Below are 15,168 nucleotides of genomic sequence, written 5' to 3'. Positions count from 1 at the left end.
CCTGGCCCGCCGCACCCAGCCCCGCCGCACCCAGCCCCGCCGCACCCTGGCCGCCGGGCCCGACGGCTACGCCCTTGGCCGCCCCGTCCGGCACCAGCACCCGCACCACTCGGGCGGTCGCATAGACCTTGGGGATCAGGTCCAGCAGGATCCGCCCCGCATGGCGGATCGAGCGACTGAGGTTGTCGATGTAGTGGAAGGTCGAGACGTCGCCCTCCCGCTGCCGCGCCATGATCGCCCGCCCGGAGGTCTCGTTCGACCGCGCCCCCAGCGAAGCGTCGTGCAGGCCCATGATCGCCTTCATGTCGTCGCTGGCGTTCAGCGCCTCCTGCAGCGCCCCGGCCGGCACGCCAGCGAACCCCTGCCGCATCGGCGGCTCGGCGCCGTCGTATTCGATATAGGCGTGGCTCTGCGTATTGGCCGTGGCCCACTTGTCCGAGTCCGTCTCGAACGCCCCCTTGCGCCCGATGAACGGCGCCTTGGGCGCCAGCGCCACCAGTTCGGTGCTGGTGGTCCGCCAATAGTTGAACATCCGCTGCGGGTCCTTGGCGTCGCGCACCAGGCTCGACAGCCGCCTGCGGCCATCCACCATCAGCTCCTCGCCATAGACCGGCACGATCGGGATGAACCGACCGGCCCAGTCCACCGTCTCCAGCACCGCCGCGCCGCTGACGATCCGCTGCGTGACCTTGTGGCTCGCAGCCTGCCGCGGCCGCCCCACCGGCTTGACCCCCAGGGCGTCGAAGATCGCCTTCTGCGCCCGGTAGGTCGCCTCCTCCACGACGCGCCCGTCCGACAGCGCCAGGATCGTCCGCGTCTCCCGCTCGCGGCGCCAGTACTCGGCCACCTTGACCCGGTCGCCGTCCAGCGCCAGGCCACCGCCGGCGGTCGGATCGTCCGCCGACCAGTCGGCCGCCTCGGCGCCCTTCCACCGCGCCTCGAAGGCCGCGCGCGGCAGGCTGTCGACCACGAAGGCGGTGTTCCAGTCGGAGCTGTCGGCCGCCGTCCCCTCCGGATCGCCATAGATGGAGAACGGGTTCGCCACCCGCTCCACGGCGATGTCCTGGTCGAAGCCGTCGTCGGCCGCATAGCGGGTGTTGATGCGGAAATAGCCGACCCCGCAGGTCACCGCGAAGTCCAGCGCCGTGTCATAGGCCACCTCCGCGTCCGAGCTCTGCTCGATGTGCCGGATCAGTCCGTTGAACACCTCCGCCGTCTCTGGATCGGCCGCGTCGTCCACGGGATGCACCGAGATCGCCGGCTTGTTCTGCCGCGCATCGTTGACCACCTGGCGGATGAACGCCGGCAGGCGGTTGATGGTTAGGCACGGCCGCCCCTCCAGCTCCCGCTCGCGGCGCGTCCGCTGCGGCCACTGCTCGCCCAGCCGGGCGAACCGCAGGTCGTCCAGCGCCTCGCGCCGGTTCTCGGCCTCGGCATCTGCCGCCAGCTGGAACGCCGCGCGGGCTTCCTCGAGGATCTCATCGTCGGACAAGGCAAAGCCCCCATTTTGCAAAGCGCATGGCAAAGGGCCCGCGCGAGCGAGCCCGGCGGATGAAAGGCGGCCCGCCCCCGTATCGGGATGGCAGGCCACGAAGGATTGGATCGAAAGCGCCGCGGAGCCAAAGCCCCCGCTTATCCCCGTGAAAGCCGGGGCGAAGCGGTCGCAGTCATCAACGCTGACGAAAACCTAGCAAATTCGCGCGCGAATGTCAAGACAAAACGTGAACAAATCGCATGCCAAAAGGGGCCGCGCCGCTACGCGCCCTTGGCCTTGCTCCCGGCCAGGTCGGCGCGCAGGCCGGTGATCTCCTGCAGCAGCGCCTTGAGCAGCACCGTCTGCGCCTGGGCATGCGCCAGGACTTCCAGCTTGCGGTCGGCCTTGCCCTCTGCGTCGGAGACGATGCGTTCGGCGACGACGATGGCGTTGTCTGAGTTCTTCATCCCCTCACCCTACGCCCCGTGCGCCGCCGGCGCTACGGCGGCTAATCCTCCAGGGCCGCGTCCAGGGTAATCTCGGCGTTCAGCACCTTCGACACCGGGCAGTTCTTCTCCGCCCCTTGTGCGAACGCCAGGAACTTCGCCGCGTCCAGCCCCGGGATCTTCGCCCGCAGCGTCAGCGCCGACTTGCTGATCTTGAACCCCGCCCCGTCCGGGTCCAGCGACACCGCCGCCTCGGTCCTGAGCTCCTCCGGCGTGATCCCCGCCCCCTGCAGCGCGAACGCCAGGGCCATGGTGAAGCAGCCCGCGTGGGCCGCGGCGATCAGCTCCTCGGGATTGGTCCCCGGCTCGCCCTCGAAGCGGGTCTTGAAGCTGTAGGGCGTGGCGCTCAGCACCCCCGATGCGGAGGTCAGCGCGCCCGACCCGTCGCGGCCGGTCCCGTGCCAGACGGCGTTCCCTTTGCGGATCATGCTCGGCTCCTGATTGGCGGAAGTGATCCCCGATCCTAGCGCGCCGACCGTGACGGGATTTGGACAATTCCGCCGGAGCCGGCCTCAATCCGCCTCCTCTGCGTCCAGGTCGGCGACCAGCCGCCGCAGCCGCGCCAGATCCTGCGCCGACACCGCCCGCGTGCGGGTGAAGTGCGCCACCAGCGGCGCCAGCTGGCCTCCGAACAGCCGGTCGACCAGCCCCTGGCTCTCTGCGCTCAGCCAGGCCTCGCGGCTGACCAGCGGCGCATAGCCCACCAGCCCACGCCGCCGTTCCGACCGCGGCGCGCCCTTGCGGATCAGCCGGTGGATCAGGGTCCGCACCGTGGCTTCGCCCCAGCCGTTGGCCGGGCCGGCGGCGGCCAGGATCGCCTCGACCCCGGCCCCGGCGCCGCCCGCCTCGACCGCTGCCCAGACCACCGCCATCACCTGGCTCTCGGCCGTGGAGATGCGCGGCGGCGGGACGTCCGGGGCCGCCACCGTCAGGCCGCGGCGCGGCGGATCCGGCCCTCCAGGTGCCGCTCGCAGACCACCGCGATGGTCGTCGCCAGCAGCCCCAGCATCACCGCCAGCGCCGCCTCCGCCCAGCCGGGCGCCAGGATGGTGATGGTCGGCGCCGGGCGTATGTTGGATATCCCCAGGAAGCCGGAAAACAGGATGTAGCTGGCCGCCAGCAGGCCCAGCGGCGTGGCCGCCGAGCGCAGGATCCGCAGCCGCCCCAGCGCCTGCGCCAGCCCCCTGGCGTCCGCCGTGCCCACCTTGCGCAGGCTCATCGCCCAGACCGCCAGCGCCGCCACGGCCGAGACCAGCAGCAGGGCGAACACCAACTGCACCACCGGCGAGGCGTGGCCGAACACCCGGAAGATCGTCAGCCGCTGGTCCGGCGGAACCGCCGCATAGGCAGGCGCCTGCGCCCGCGCCGCGCCCGCCGCCAGGGCGCCCACCGCCGCCATCCCGAAACCCGCACTCCGCATCACCGTCTCTCCCATTGCTTTTTACAGATGTAGCAACAGAAAGCTACGCGCGTAATAACAAGAGTCAACCGGCGTCGCGCCGCCACTAGTGGGCGCGCGGTCCCGACAGCATCAGGTTCAGGTACAGCAGCGTCGCGATGGCGAGGGCAACAGCCGCCAGGGGGTGTCCGGCGGCCAGGTCGATGGCTTGACGCAGATACTCCATCCTCCGCGGCCTCCTACCACGGCGTCCCCCAAAAACCGTTCTAGGCCGGCGCGCTTAACGACCGCTCAAGGCAAACCGTTAACGCCACGCCGCCCGGTCAGGCCATCCACGACAGCGCCCCGCCGCCCACCCGCCGCACCCCCGGCCGCGGCGCCGCCACGGCCCGGCGGCCCAGCGCATACTCCCCGAACGCGTCGGCCCCATGGCTCGCCTGGTCGTGCAACGGCCCGGCATAGCTCAGCGTCGCCCGGCTCCAGCGCTTGCGATAAGCCTTCAGCCGCTCCAGCCCGGCCCCACAGCGCTCGGCGTCGAACCAGCACATCGGGATCATCAGCCGCGCGGCGTTGACCCGCTCCTCCGGGTCGGTCGCCGTGCCCACCTCGATCCGCCGCAGCCCCAGCGAGGCCAAGGTGTCGTAGCGCGACCGCCCGGTGCCCAGCTCACGCACCATCACGTCGTGCGGCAGGTGGTGCGTCCCCCAAAGGTACGGCCGCCCCGCGATCGCCGCCCCGACGATCGCCGGCAGCCCCTGGCCGCTGGTCTCGTAGTAGTCGACCACCCGGATCTCTCGGCCGGCCTGCTGAAAGAACCAGATCGCCGTATAGTCGTCGATGCCCAGGTCCCAGGCGGTGTCCACCGGCAGCGAGGGGTCCGCCGGCACGCGCCCGACCCGCCCCGCCCGCTCCGCCGCTCCCAGCAGCGCGGCGTAATAGGCTCCCGGCGCCGCCGCATCGAAGTCCACCAGATACTCCGACGCGAACCGCGCCTCCCCCTCCTCCACCGAGCCCAGCTCGGCGACCAGCTCGGCCCGCTCCTTGGCCAGCTGCGCGGGCGTGAACACCTCCGTCGCGGTGGCCGGCGCCTTCACGCAGAACCAGTCCGGGTCCTTCGCGCGGCTCTCAAAAGCCCGGGTCGCGTGGTTGCGCCCCCGCGGCGTCCACAGGAACAGCGCCCAGCCGCCGTTCTCCGCCAGGATCGGGCGGATGTAGGTCCACGCGTCGGGCTTGGCCAACGACCACTCGCTCAGCACCACGCCAGCCACCGAGGCGCCCATCAGGCTGTTGTAGTTGTCCGACCCCAGCACCTGCCAGGTGGAGCCGTTGCCGAACTCCACCTGCATCTCCGCCTCCTTGAACACCGGCTTCACGTCCGGCGGAAACGCCTCCTCGATCCGCCGCCGGCCGGTGTGCGGGTTCACGGCGTCCCAGATCGCCTTGCGACCCTGGCTGGCCTCGGGCAGCAGGTGCCAGTAGCCCCCCACGCGATCCTGCGCCGCCCAGTTCGCCCAGTGCAGCGCCACCTCATCCTTGCCCCACCGCCGATGCGCCACGACGTCGGCGCGCGTCACGCCGCGCCGCAGCGCCTTCCAGAGGTCCAGCTGGTGATCGCGCGGATCCCAGCCGATCGGCAGGCCGACCGCCTCGGCCGCCTTGGCGACAGGCGCCTCACGCCCCGCCGCGACTTTCCGCCGCCCGCAGCCGCTCACGACCGCCGCCTCGGCTTGATCTCGCGCACGCGCGCCTTGCCGTCCGCCCCCACGACCCGCTCGAAATGGCGCAGGTAGAAGGTCACCTCGACCGGCTCGGACTTGGCCGGCCCGCGGGATCTATCGCTCCACCGCTCCGGCCCATCGAACGCCGCCCGCTTCATCAGCGCCTGGTAGTGCAGCCGGTCGGACGACACCGTCGCCGACGTCGCCTTCTCCGCCACCTCCAGCGCCCGGTCGGCCTTCAGGTCCGCCGCCGCCTCCCGCGCCCACCGCAGCGCCGCGCCGAACTCGGGATACCGGTCCCGCCAGACGTAGATCGTGCTGTGCGAGGGGAAGTCGCCGGTGTTGGCCAGCGACATCCAGCTCTCCCCATTGGCGAGGCGCTTGACGATCTCGGCGGCGATCTTCTCCGAATACTGGGTCCCGACGATGAAACCCTCCGCATCCGGCTTCTTCGTCCGCCGCAGCAACGGCCCGCGCTTGCTCTTCGTCCGCTCGGTCATGAGGGGGCTCCTTTTCGATGGGAATGGAATTGAGGGTGGCTCGGCCTGGGCGCCGGCGGCGACCCGTTGGGACCACCCGCCCTTCACGGCGATTTCGGTTCACCCGGCCTTGCCGCCACGCGGACGGGGAGTAAGCTCCAACGCGACGGCGACGTCAGTCGTTGTCACGACCAAGATCTCTGCTGGCGGCTAGGGCCAAGGGTAGGAGCTGATTGCGATGACGGGTGCCTGGAACACGTTCAACGCGCCGTCGGGGCTCAACGCCGACACGATGCTGCTGCTGACCGACGGCACGGTCCTCGTCCACGACGCCAACCGGCCATCGCTCAGCAAGAACTTCGGCGGGGCCAACTGGTATCGCCTGACGCCCGACGGCAGCGGCGACTATCGCAACGGCAGCTGGTCCGGCGCGCTGCCGATGAGCGGTCAGCGCCAGTTCTTCTCCAGCGGTGTGCTCAGGGACGGCCGCGTCTACGTCGTCGGCGGCGAGTTCTCCGACATCCTCGGCAATACCGACACCACCCAGGACAAGGACACCCGCGGCGAAATCTTCGATCCCGTGACCAACACCTGGTCGGCGATGACCAAGCCGACGCCCGGGTTCGACTTCATCGTCGGCGATGCGATCTCCATCGTCCTCGACGACGGGCGCGTCCTGTTCGGCGCGATCGGCTCGGCGCAGACCGCGATCTGGGATCCGGCCAACAATTCTTGGGTCCAGGCGGGGACGCGCTTCGCCACGGTCGCCAACACCAAGGTCGGCACCACCAACGAGGAAAGCTGGTGCCTGCTGCCGAACAACAACGTCCTGACCGTACAGACCTTCGGCGCGACCGCGACGCAGAACGCCGAGATGTACGTGCCGTCCGAAGACCGCTGGATCACCGCCGGGGTGACGCCCCAGACGCTGCCGATCGGCGTCCTCGGCGGCAAGAATTTCAACGAGATCGGCGCCGCCGTCACCTTGCAGAACGGCCATGCCTTCTTCGTCGGCGCCAGCGGCCGGACCGCGGTCTACCTGCCCGGCGCAACGCCGACCGCCCTCGGCAGCTGGGTCGCCGGCCCCAACCTGCCCGCCGACCCGACCAACGTGAACGCGCCCAACCGCCTCCAGACGTCCAGCGACGGCGCCTGCGTCCTGCTGCCCAACGGCCATGTGCTGATCACCTCGGGCCCGGTCGATCCGTCCGCCAACGGCCAGTTCTTCTCCGGCCCGGTGACGATCTGCGACTACGATCCCAACGCCAACACCTTGTCGGTCCCCGCCGTCCAGCCGACCAGCGCGTCGGGCTGGACGTGGATGTGCTGCTTCCTGCTGCTGCCCAATGGCCACGTCCTGATGTCGGGCCAGCAGAACACGATCAACGAATATGTCCCCGACGCGGCCGAGCTGACCCCGCTCGACCAGTTCCGGCCGGTGCTGACGGCGGCGCCGACCGCGCTGATCGCCGGCCATGCCTATCAGATCGCCGGCACCCAGCTGAACGGGTTGAGCCACGCCAACGGCTATGGCGACGACCGCCAGAACGCGACCAACTTCCCGCTGGTGCGGCTGCGCAACGGCGGCGATGTCCACTATTGCCGCACCCACGGATTTTCGACGATGGGCATCGCCACCGGCGCCGCCACGGTGACGGCGATCATGGAGGCGCCGTTCAACCTGTCGCCAGGGGCGTGGACGATGGAGGTCGTGGCCAATGCCATCGCCTCGGCCCCGCTCGCGGTCCAGGTGGGGACCCGCGACTGTTATGTCGTCATGGACCGCTCGAACGTCAGCCATGGCGAGGTCCAGGGGCTGATCGCGCTCAACGGTGCGCCGGCGGTGGTCGATCCCGCGGTGCTGGTCATCGTCGAGGGCTACACCGCCAACGAGCTCGGACTGACCGCGGCCAACCTCGCGTCGCCGCCGAACCCGCCCACGTTCGCGCCGCCGTTGCCGGGCGTCCATGTCGTCCAGCGCGGCACGGTCCTGCCCGAGGACCCGTCGATGCCGCCGAACGTGCCGCAACGCTTCACCTTTCCCTTTGCGCTGCGCTTCGACAACGACGCCATGTTCGGCTTCGGCGGGGACTTCGAGGATCATGTCCTGACCGCTGTGATCGGCGCGGCCGGCGCGACGGTGAGCAATTCGGGCGTGCTGCGCCTGCTCAAGTCGCCCAATCCCTACATCCTCGACGGCGACCCCGGCCGCGGGGTCGACTGGTGGACCAGCATCGACATGCGGGTGTTCCAGGTGTCGCAGAACGGCCGCCGCTTCGCCGTGACGATGGGCAGCGGCGCCGGCGCCGCGACCACCTTCATCCAGTCCGTCCTGACCAATCTCAACAACCCCGCCCACCCGACGCTGGGCGCCGAGTTCGACAATCTCGATCCGCAGGAAGCCGCCGAGCAGCTGGCGCTCGCCCCGACCGACGCCGGCGGCACGCCGCTGTTCAACTTCGCGCTCGCCAAGGTCCGCCTGCGCGACCTCAACCTGGACGCGGCCAATGTCCGTTGCTTCTTCCGCATGTGGCCGGCCCAGCAGACCAGCGCCGCGCACGATCCGCAGACGCTGTACCGGACCTTCGCGGCGGGCGCGCGCCACGTGCCGCTGCTCGGCCGCCAGGGCGACGAGATCGCCACGATCCCGTTCTTCGCCGAGCCGCGGGTCAATTCGGCCGCCGTCAGCATGACGACCCAGACCGATGCGCCGAACGTCCGCACCATCGCCCACGACACGCTGGGGTTGGAGACGGTCGCCTATTTCGGGTGCTGGCTCGACATCAACCAGCCGAACGACCTGCGGTTTCCGGCGCGGCTGCTCGGCACGACGCCGGCCAACCTGCCCGACGGGCCGTTCGTGGGGGCGGGCCCGCTGCTGTCGATTCAGCAGCATATCCGCAGCCTCCACCAGTGCCTGATCGCTGAGATCAACCTCGACGGCCAGACGATCCCCAACTCGGCCGATCCCTCGACGTCGGACAAGCTCGCGCAGCGCAACCTCTCCATCCTCGGCGTGCCCAATCCCGGCGTGGTCAATTCGCGCATCGCGCCCCAGACGCTGCAGATCCGCCCGACCCCGGCCGCGCCGCTCGACGGCCGGCCCGACGAGCTGATGATCGACTGGGGCACGGTGCCGGGGGGGACCCAGGCGGAGCTCTACCTGCCGACCGTCGACGCCGACGCCGCGATCGCCTGGGCGCGGCGGATGTACGTCTCCAACCGGCTCGCCAAGGTCGATGCGCATACGCTGCGCTGCACCGCCGGCGGCGTCACCTTCGTGCCGATCCCCGGCGGCGGAACGGTCGACCACGTCGGCCTGCTGTCCATCGAACTGCCGCCGACGGTGCGCAAGGGCCAGCGCCACTCGGTCCGCGTCCGCCAACTGACCGGCGCGCGCTTCGGCGCCGGCCGCGCGGTCGAGATCGGGCAGAAGATCAAGGCCGAGCGGAACCCCCGGATCAACGTCGCCGCCGCGCCACCCGACACGCTGACGCGTGACGACACCGCGGGTCGCAAAGGCTTCCTCTACCGCCGCACGATCGGCGCGTTCAGTGTCGTCATTCCGGTCAGCACGCGCCACGACCTGCTCGCGACCGAGGAGCGCACGCTGTCGATCCTGCGCCACATCGAACTGACGGTGCCGATCGAGACCAAGTGGTGGCCCGTCTTCCGCCGGCTGGTCGAGGTCCATACCGGCCGCGTCGCCGGCATGGGCGGCGACCCGACCAAGATCGTCCCGACCGGCGACGGCGACTGGCGCCATCCCGGCAAGGGCGGCGGCCACGGCGGCGGCGGCGATCACGATCACGACCACGACCACGACCACGGACATGACCATCGTCACCGCGACCACGATCACGACGACGACGCGGTCACCGGGAAAATAGTCTCCCTGCGCTACGATCACTTCGGCGATTTCTCCGGCTTCGTCGTCGAAACCGCCCACGACCATCACCGCATCGTGGTGAGCGACGAGCGGCGGATCGAAGCCCTCGCCCGCGAAGCCTGGGCGTCGCGCGCCACCGTCCGCGTCCACCTGCTCCACAACCACCGCGTCGGCAGCCTGGCGATCGCCGGGCAGGTCGACGACTAGGGCGGCCGTCAGAATTCGGGGCCGTACATGCCCGGTCGCCCGCGCTGAGCGATGATGGCGTCTAGTTCGCGGGCGACCCTGCGTCCCGACAGCGAGGTGTCGGCCACCAGGGCCAGGGCGTTGCACCCCAACGCGGCGGCGAGGTCCTAGTCATTTCGGTGACAGTTTATTTAACTGCTACCCCTACATCCGCTCATCTCCGCGAAGGCGGGGACCCAAGCCGAGCCTAACCACACACGGCGGCGCGAGGGGCCGCCGCTGCTTGGGTCCCGGCCTTCGCCGGGATGAGCGGTATCCCGGGATCAGCGCGCAGTTCGAAGACTGGAATTCGAAACAGGTTAAATCACCCCGCCCTATTCGCATCGCCCAGTCTGAACCCTGAAACCCATAGCCAGACTTTGCCTGCCGCTCAGGCCAATTCAAGGTTCGCCCGCAGGGCGACCGCCGCGCGGCGCGCCAGGGGCGCGACCTTGACTGGGCTTGAGCGGCAGGCTCGCAATAAACCCTGGGATTCAAGGGCCGTTGGCATCCTGGAGGATGCTCGCGCCAGCCGCTTCACAGCTACCGAGCCCTGTACCGCCGCAAGCGTGAGCGCCGCGCCACCCGCCCGTCCCCTGCAGGCTGCCACTCCCGGACGCACTCATCAACTGTGACAACATCGTACCGAATTCGCGCCCAGATGTCAAGACAAATCGTGAACATCAAGATCCACCGCGCACGGCCCTGCCTCAGCGCCCCCGCCATCCCCTCGCCCGCGTTGCACCGCCGAAACCGATGCCCGGTGGCCACGCGTATCGAATATGCGGTATAGCCTCCGCCAACTGAGCCGCCAAAATCACCCCGGAGTCGCCCCGTGCATCGCGCCCTCATCCTCGCCCTCGGAACCGCGCTCTGCGCCGCCCCGCTCGCCGCGACCGCCGCCGACGCGCCGGCCAAGGCCGCCCCCGCCAAGGCCCCCGCCGTCTGGAAGGCGCCGCGCACCAGCTTCGGGCAGCCGGACCTGTCGGGCTTCTGGAGCAACTCCACCCTGACCCCGATGACCCGCTCGCCGAGCGTCGGCGGCCGCGCGGCCTACACGCCGGACGAGGTCAGGAAGATGGAGGCCGCCGTCGTCCAGGAGGTCGAGGACGGCAACAAGCCCACCGATCCCAATGCCCCGGCCGAGGCCCCCAAGGCCGACGCCTCCAAGATCCGGCCCGAGTTCGCGGCGGCCGGCGGCGACGTCGGCGGCTATAACCGCGGCTGGCTCGACCCCGGCTCGCAGATCATGCGCGTGCATGGCGAGCCGCGGACCTCGCTGATCACCACCGCCAACGGACTGCCCCCGGCGCGCAAGACCGGCGCGGCGGCGGCCGGCGGCTTCCGTCCCGGCGGCGGCCTGGGCTCGTTCGACAATCCGGAAAACCGCTCGATGGGCGAGCGCTGCATCCTGTCGTTCGGCCGCAACGCCGGCCCGCCGATGTTCCCCAACGGCTTCTACAACAACAACTATCAGTTCGTGCAGACCCCCGACGCCTTCGTCATCCAGGTCGAGATGGTCCACGACACCCGCATCGTGCGCCTGAACAGCCCGCACCGCACCGACGGCGTGCGCCCGCTGATGGGCGACTCGATCGGCCACTGGGAGGGCGACACCCTGGTGGTCGAGACCACCAACATCCCGCAGGTCCAGGCCTTCATGGGCGCCTGGCAAACCCTTAAGATCACTGAGAAATTCACCCGAGTCGCCAAGGACCGGGTGCTCTACCAGTTCACCGCCGAGGACCCGGCCGTCTGGGACAAGCCCTGGGGCGGCGAGTACGAATTCGCGCCCCTGCAGGGGATCATCTACGAATACGCCTGCCACGAGGGCAACTACGCCCTTCCGGGCATGCTCGCCGGCGCCCGCCAGCAGGAAGCCGCCGCCGCCAAGCCCAAGCCCGCCACGCCGGGCGGCGTCCAGTAGCCGATCCCCGACGGCGACACCGCGCGTCGATAGGGCAAGTGTTGGTGAGAGCCGACACGCCGCCCACCTCCAATCCTTCCTCCTGCGGGAGAAGGTGGCCTGCTGCCCTGCCCGGCTGAAGAGGTGACAGACCAGCCCGGAGACCCCCGATCGGGGGAGGCGCGGCGCCTGCGCGACGGGCATTGATGCGCCGCGTCGGCCGGGGGCCGGCTCGCCAGTAGCTTGGGGTTCCTTCCGATGCGTATCGCCCGTCTTCTCTGCGCCGCCGCCCTGGCGGCCACGGCCATCGCCGGCCCGGCCGCCGCCGCCGCGACCCTGGTCCACGCCTATGACTTCAAGACCGGCAACGGCGGCCTGGTCCTCGACAGCGTCGGCGGGGCGAACGGCCAGTTGCTGAACGGCGCCTCGGTCGCCGGCAGCGCGCTGGTCCTCGACGGCCTCGACGACTACGTCCAGTTCGGCGCGAAGATCGTCGACACCGCCGGCCCGTTCTCGGTCTACCTGCGCGCGGAGTTCCAGCCGGACCTGCAGGGCATCACCGAGCTGATCTCCCAGGGCTTCTCCGGCGGCCCGGGCTTCTACATCGGCGAGGATGGCGCAGGCGGCTTCCGGCTCGGCGACTACGTGGCGCCCTCCGGCCTCGGCGTGCCCGCGGTCGGCGGCTTCCACGATCTCCTGCTGACCTTCGGGGCCGGGGCCCTGAGTTTCTCGATCGATAACGCCACGCCCTTCACCACGGCGTTCGGCGGCTTCACCACCGGCGGCGTCGACACCCGCCTGGGGCATCAGTTCTGCTGCGCCGAATATTTCCACGGCCGCCTCGACACGCTGAAGACCTTCGATGGGGTCGCCACCTATGCCGAGGCCACGGGCGCCGGCGGCGGCGTCCCCGAGCCGCAGGCCTGGGCGATGATGATCCTGGGGTTCTTCGGCGCCGGCGTCCTGCTCCGCCGCCGTCCGGGCCCGGGCGCCATCGCCCGCGCCCCTGCCTGATTGAGGCGGGCGCGGCTTAAGCCGCGCGCCCTCAAGCCGGCTCCGCGGCCGTGCAGCCGCGGAGCCGGCAACTTGCCGTCGCCTCAGCCGGCGGCCAGGATATCCAGCGCCACCTTGAGCACCGCCTCCAGCCGGCCGGCGTCGCGGTCGCGACCGGCGGCTTCGCGCGGCGTCCGTTCCTCGCCGCAGATCAGGTCGCAGGCGGCCACCAGGTCGGCCTGCCGGCAGAGGCGCGCGCGGAACGCCGCCAACCGGCGGCGCGCCACCTCGGTCCCCTCGCCGTGCGCCAGGATCTCCTGCAGCGGCGGGGTCGGCGCCGCGCCGCGGCCGGGTCTCAGGTTCAGGGTCGAGGCGATCGGCGGCTCTGCCTTGGCGCGGCGAAAGGCCCAGCCGTAGCGCTCGCCCGCCGCCTTGGCCGCCGGCCCGATCCGCCCCTTGCCGGCCAGCCAGTCCAGGCCGCTCTGCCGGCGATAGGGCTGGGCCCGCTTGCCGGCGGCCGCCTGCGCGATCGCCTCGCCCCGCGCGCGCGACAGGGCCACCGTCTCGGCGACCCCCTCCGTCACCGCCCGGGTCTCCGCCCGCGTCTGCGCCAGCCGCTCCAGCCGCAGCAGCCGGTGCCGCGCCGCCCCCGCCGGGTCTTTCAAACCGGCGCCGCTCATGTGCGGCACGCGCGCGCCACCACCGCGTCGGCCAGCCGGTAGACCGCCTCGCACGCCTCCACCTCGCCCTCGATCACCACCAGCCCGGCGGCCGTGTGGGCCAGCAGTTCATGCAGGAACCGCCCCCGCTCGCCCGGCCTGCGGCGGCTGAGCGCGCCGGCCACCAGGGCCGCCGCCCCCTCGCCTGCGGAATCATCTTGCCCGCTCATCGGTCCAGCACCGGATAGCCGCCGGCCGCCCTGACCGCCGCGGCATGGGTGCGATCGCTCGCGGACCGCGGCCGGCGCGCCTGCAGTCGTGCTTCGAGGATACGGACTTCGGCGGCCGGCAGCCCCAGCTCGACCGCCGCCCGCCCATGCGAGGCCCCGCCAAACCGCAACGCGGCGTAGCCACGACCGATTTCGACGTAAGGGATGGGATATGCTTGTTTCATGCGGATGAATGTAGAAAATCTACTGTGATTGCGCAAGAGGGTTCTGTAGGTTATCCACTGCAACATGACATCGGCTTCCGGAATGGACGGGCGGGCCCAGCGGCTGCGCCAGGCGCGGGTGGACCGGGGATTCGAGACCGCGGCCGCCGCGGCCGATGCGTTCGGCTGGAGCCGCAACACCTATGCCTCCAACGAGAACGGCAACGCGCCCTTCTCCTACCGGCGCGCCAAGGAATATGCCGCGGCCTTCGGGGTCAGCCCGGAATGGCTCTATGACGCCGCCGGCGCGATGCAGCCGCTCGCCGCAAGCGGGATGGTCCCGGTGATCGGCCGGGTGGGCGCCAACCCCGAGGGGACCGTGCTCTTCGCCACTGGGGACGACCCGGCGGAGCTGGCGCCGATCCCCCCTGGCGGCACCGACCAGGCCCGCGCCCTGAGGGTGGTCGGCCACTCCATGCGCGGCGTCGCCGACGACGGGGCGCTGATCTATTTCGAGGACCAGCGCACGGCGCCCACGCCGGACATGCTGGGCCATGTGGTGGTGGTCGAGCTCGACACCGACGAGGTGCTGGTCAAGCGCCTGCTGCGTGGGTCGCGCCCCGGCCTGTTCGACCTGGAGAGCGTCGCCGGCCCCACTCGCCAGGACGCCCGCCTGCGCTGGGCCGCCCACATCACCGCCATCATCCCGCCGTTTCAGGCCCGCCGGATTATTCGTGGCGCGGCCTGATGTATGCAATATACATCTCTCAACGTCGACAGGACGGGAGGTAAAATACAGCCGGCATGTGCAACGAATTCCGCTTCCAGGACTCGCTCGACGACCTCCTGGCCGCCTTCAGTGAGCTGGAGATGCCGCTCACCTGGGCTGGCGGCGCGCCGAACCTGGAACCCCGTCCTTCGATCCGGCCGACCGACCCGGCCTATGTCCTGACCGGTCAGGCGGGTGGCGCGCACCTCGCCCAGCTCCGCTGGGGCTTCCCCGGGCCGAAGGGGCCGATCATCAATTTCCGCTCGGACGGCCGGGCGTTTCCCAAGGGCCGCTGCCTGGTCCCGGCCGACGGCTTTTTCGAGTTCACCGGGACCAAGGCGCCGAAGTCAAAGTGGCTGTTCGAACCGGCGGAAAGGCCGTTCCTGGCCATCGCCGGCTTCGTCCGCGACGACCGCTTCACCCTGCTGACCTGCGCGCCGGGCCCGGACATCGCGCCCTACCACGACCGCCAGGTCGTCATCCTGCCGCGCGACCACTGGGCCGCTTGGCTCGACTTGGGTCGCCCACAGCCCCCGATCGCGCCCGCCCCGGCCGGAACGCTCAAGGTCACCCAGGTCCGCTAGCAGGTTGTTGAAATAGGTTTTTTGGGGTGCCTGAGGCGCAAGTTTGCAGCCCTAGAGATTCAGAAAACCCAATTATTTCAACTACGAGATTTTGCCTGTTTGAGCGGAAGGGCCATGAGAGGGCGAAAATCGGC

The 15,168-nt window shown here is 70.5% G+C and carries 15 protein-coding genes; 5 read left to right on the top strand and 10 right to left on the bottom strand.

The window, feature by feature from the left end; genetic code table 11:
• From Q0R13_RS20375 to Q0R13_RS20345, 7 genes are all read right to left on the bottom strand, one after another.
• Positions 1–1,492: portal protein (locus Q0R13_RS20375; RefSeq protein ID WP_293907423.1), on the bottom strand; the 1,492-nt coding region annotated here is incomplete at its 3' end.
• A 263-nt stretch (positions 1,493–1,755) separates the two neighbouring features.
• Positions 1,756–1,941 carry a hypothetical protein gene (locus Q0R13_RS20370; protein ID WP_293907421.1) on the bottom strand — a complete coding sequence of 62 codons (186 nt, stop codon included), beginning with the start codon at positions 1,939–1,941 and terminating at the stop codon, positions 1,756–1,758.
• Between the two features lie 41 nt (positions 1,942–1,982).
• Entirely contained in the window at positions 1,983–2,408 is a 426-nt protein-coding gene (locus Q0R13_RS20365) for an OsmC family protein (protein WP_293907419.1), read from the bottom strand.
• 84 nt (positions 2,409–2,492) lie between these two features.
• Entirely contained in the window at positions 2,493–2,906 is a 414-nt protein-coding gene (locus Q0R13_RS20360; RefSeq protein WP_293907417.1) for a BlaI/MecI/CopY family transcriptional regulator, read from the bottom strand.
• Positions 2,907–2,908: 2 nt separating this feature from the next.
• A complete protein-coding gene (locus tag Q0R13_RS20355) occupies positions 2,909–3,400 on the bottom strand; it encodes a hypothetical protein (protein WP_293907415.1) in 492 nt (163 codons plus the stop codon).
• A 302-nt stretch (positions 3,401–3,702) separates the two neighbouring features.
• Positions 3,703–5,091 carry a hypothetical protein gene (locus tag Q0R13_RS20350; RefSeq protein ID WP_293907413.1) on the bottom strand — a complete coding sequence of 463 codons (1,389 nt, stop codon included), beginning with the start codon at positions 5,089–5,091 and terminating at the stop codon, positions 3,703–3,705.
• Complete coding sequence (locus Q0R13_RS20345; protein ID WP_293907411.1) at positions 5,088–5,597, bottom strand: hypothetical protein; 510 nt, start codon at positions 5,595–5,597, stop codon at positions 5,088–5,090. The genes Q0R13_RS20350 and Q0R13_RS20345 overlap by 4 nt, the downstream gene beginning before the upstream one ends.
• Positions 5,598–5,814: 217 nt before the next feature.
• On the opposite strand from Q0R13_RS20345, the gene Q0R13_RS20340 reads away from it, so the two are divergent.
• The 3 genes from Q0R13_RS20340 (at position 5,815) to Q0R13_RS20330 (ending at position 12,610) form a co-directional block, all read left to right on the top strand.
• Positions 5,815–9,672, top strand: a complete 3,858-nt coding sequence (locus tag Q0R13_RS20340; RefSeq protein ID WP_293907409.1) for a kelch repeat-containing protein — start codon at positions 5,815–5,817, stop codon at positions 9,670–9,672.
• Between the two features lie 853 nt (positions 9,673–10,525).
• Positions 10,526–11,617 (top strand): hypothetical protein, encoded by a 1,092-nt coding sequence (locus Q0R13_RS20335; RefSeq protein ID WP_293907407.1) that lies wholly within the window; start codon positions 10,526–10,528, stop codon positions 11,615–11,617.
• Positions 11,618–11,854: 237 nt separating this feature from the next.
• A complete protein-coding gene (locus Q0R13_RS20330; protein WP_293907405.1) occupies positions 11,855–12,610 on the top strand; it encodes a PEPxxWA-CTERM sorting domain-containing protein in 756 nt (251 codons plus the stop codon).
• Positions 12,611–12,693: 83 nt separating this feature from the next.
• Here Q0R13_RS20330 and Q0R13_RS20325 read toward each other — a convergent pair whose 3' ends face one another.
• The 3 genes from Q0R13_RS20325 to Q0R13_RS20315 are packed head-to-tail and all read right to left on the bottom strand — an operon-like array spanning position 12,694 to position 13,702.
• Positions 12,694–13,254 (bottom strand): hypothetical protein, encoded by a 561-nt coding sequence (locus Q0R13_RS20325; protein ID WP_293907403.1) that lies wholly within the window; start codon positions 13,252–13,254, stop codon positions 12,694–12,696.
• A gap of 11 nt (positions 13,255–13,265) precedes the next feature.
• Complete coding sequence (locus Q0R13_RS20320) at positions 13,266–13,478, bottom strand: hypothetical protein (protein ID WP_293907401.1); 213 nt, start codon at positions 13,476–13,478, stop codon at positions 13,266–13,268.
• Complete coding sequence (locus Q0R13_RS20315) at positions 13,475–13,702, bottom strand: hypothetical protein (RefSeq protein ID WP_293907399.1); 228 nt, start codon at positions 13,700–13,702, stop codon at positions 13,475–13,477. The genes Q0R13_RS20320 and Q0R13_RS20315 overlap by 4 nt, the downstream gene beginning before the upstream one ends.
• Before the next feature lie 82 nt (positions 13,703–13,784).
• Here Q0R13_RS20315 and Q0R13_RS20310 point away from each other — a divergent pair, with 82 nt between their 5' ends.
• Together Q0R13_RS20310 and Q0R13_RS20305 are read left to right on the top strand one after the other, a co-directional pair.
• Positions 13,785–14,429: a helix-turn-helix domain-containing protein gene (locus Q0R13_RS20310; protein WP_293907397.1), complete on the top strand. Its 645-nt coding sequence runs from the start codon at positions 13,785–13,787 to the stop codon at positions 14,427–14,429.
• 56 nt (positions 14,430–14,485) lie between these two features.
• Positions 14,486–15,034: an SOS response-associated peptidase family protein gene (locus Q0R13_RS20305; protein ID WP_293907395.1), complete on the top strand. Its 549-nt coding sequence runs from the start codon at positions 14,486–14,488 to the stop codon at positions 15,032–15,034.
• Positions 15,035–15,168 lie beyond the last annotated feature (134 nt).

It is taken from the genome of Phenylobacterium sp. (assembly GCF_025351295.1).
GTDB lineage: Bacteria > Pseudomonadota > Alphaproteobacteria > Caulobacterales > Caulobacteraceae > Phenylobacterium.
This window is presented reverse-complemented; position numbering and strand designations above follow the sequence as displayed.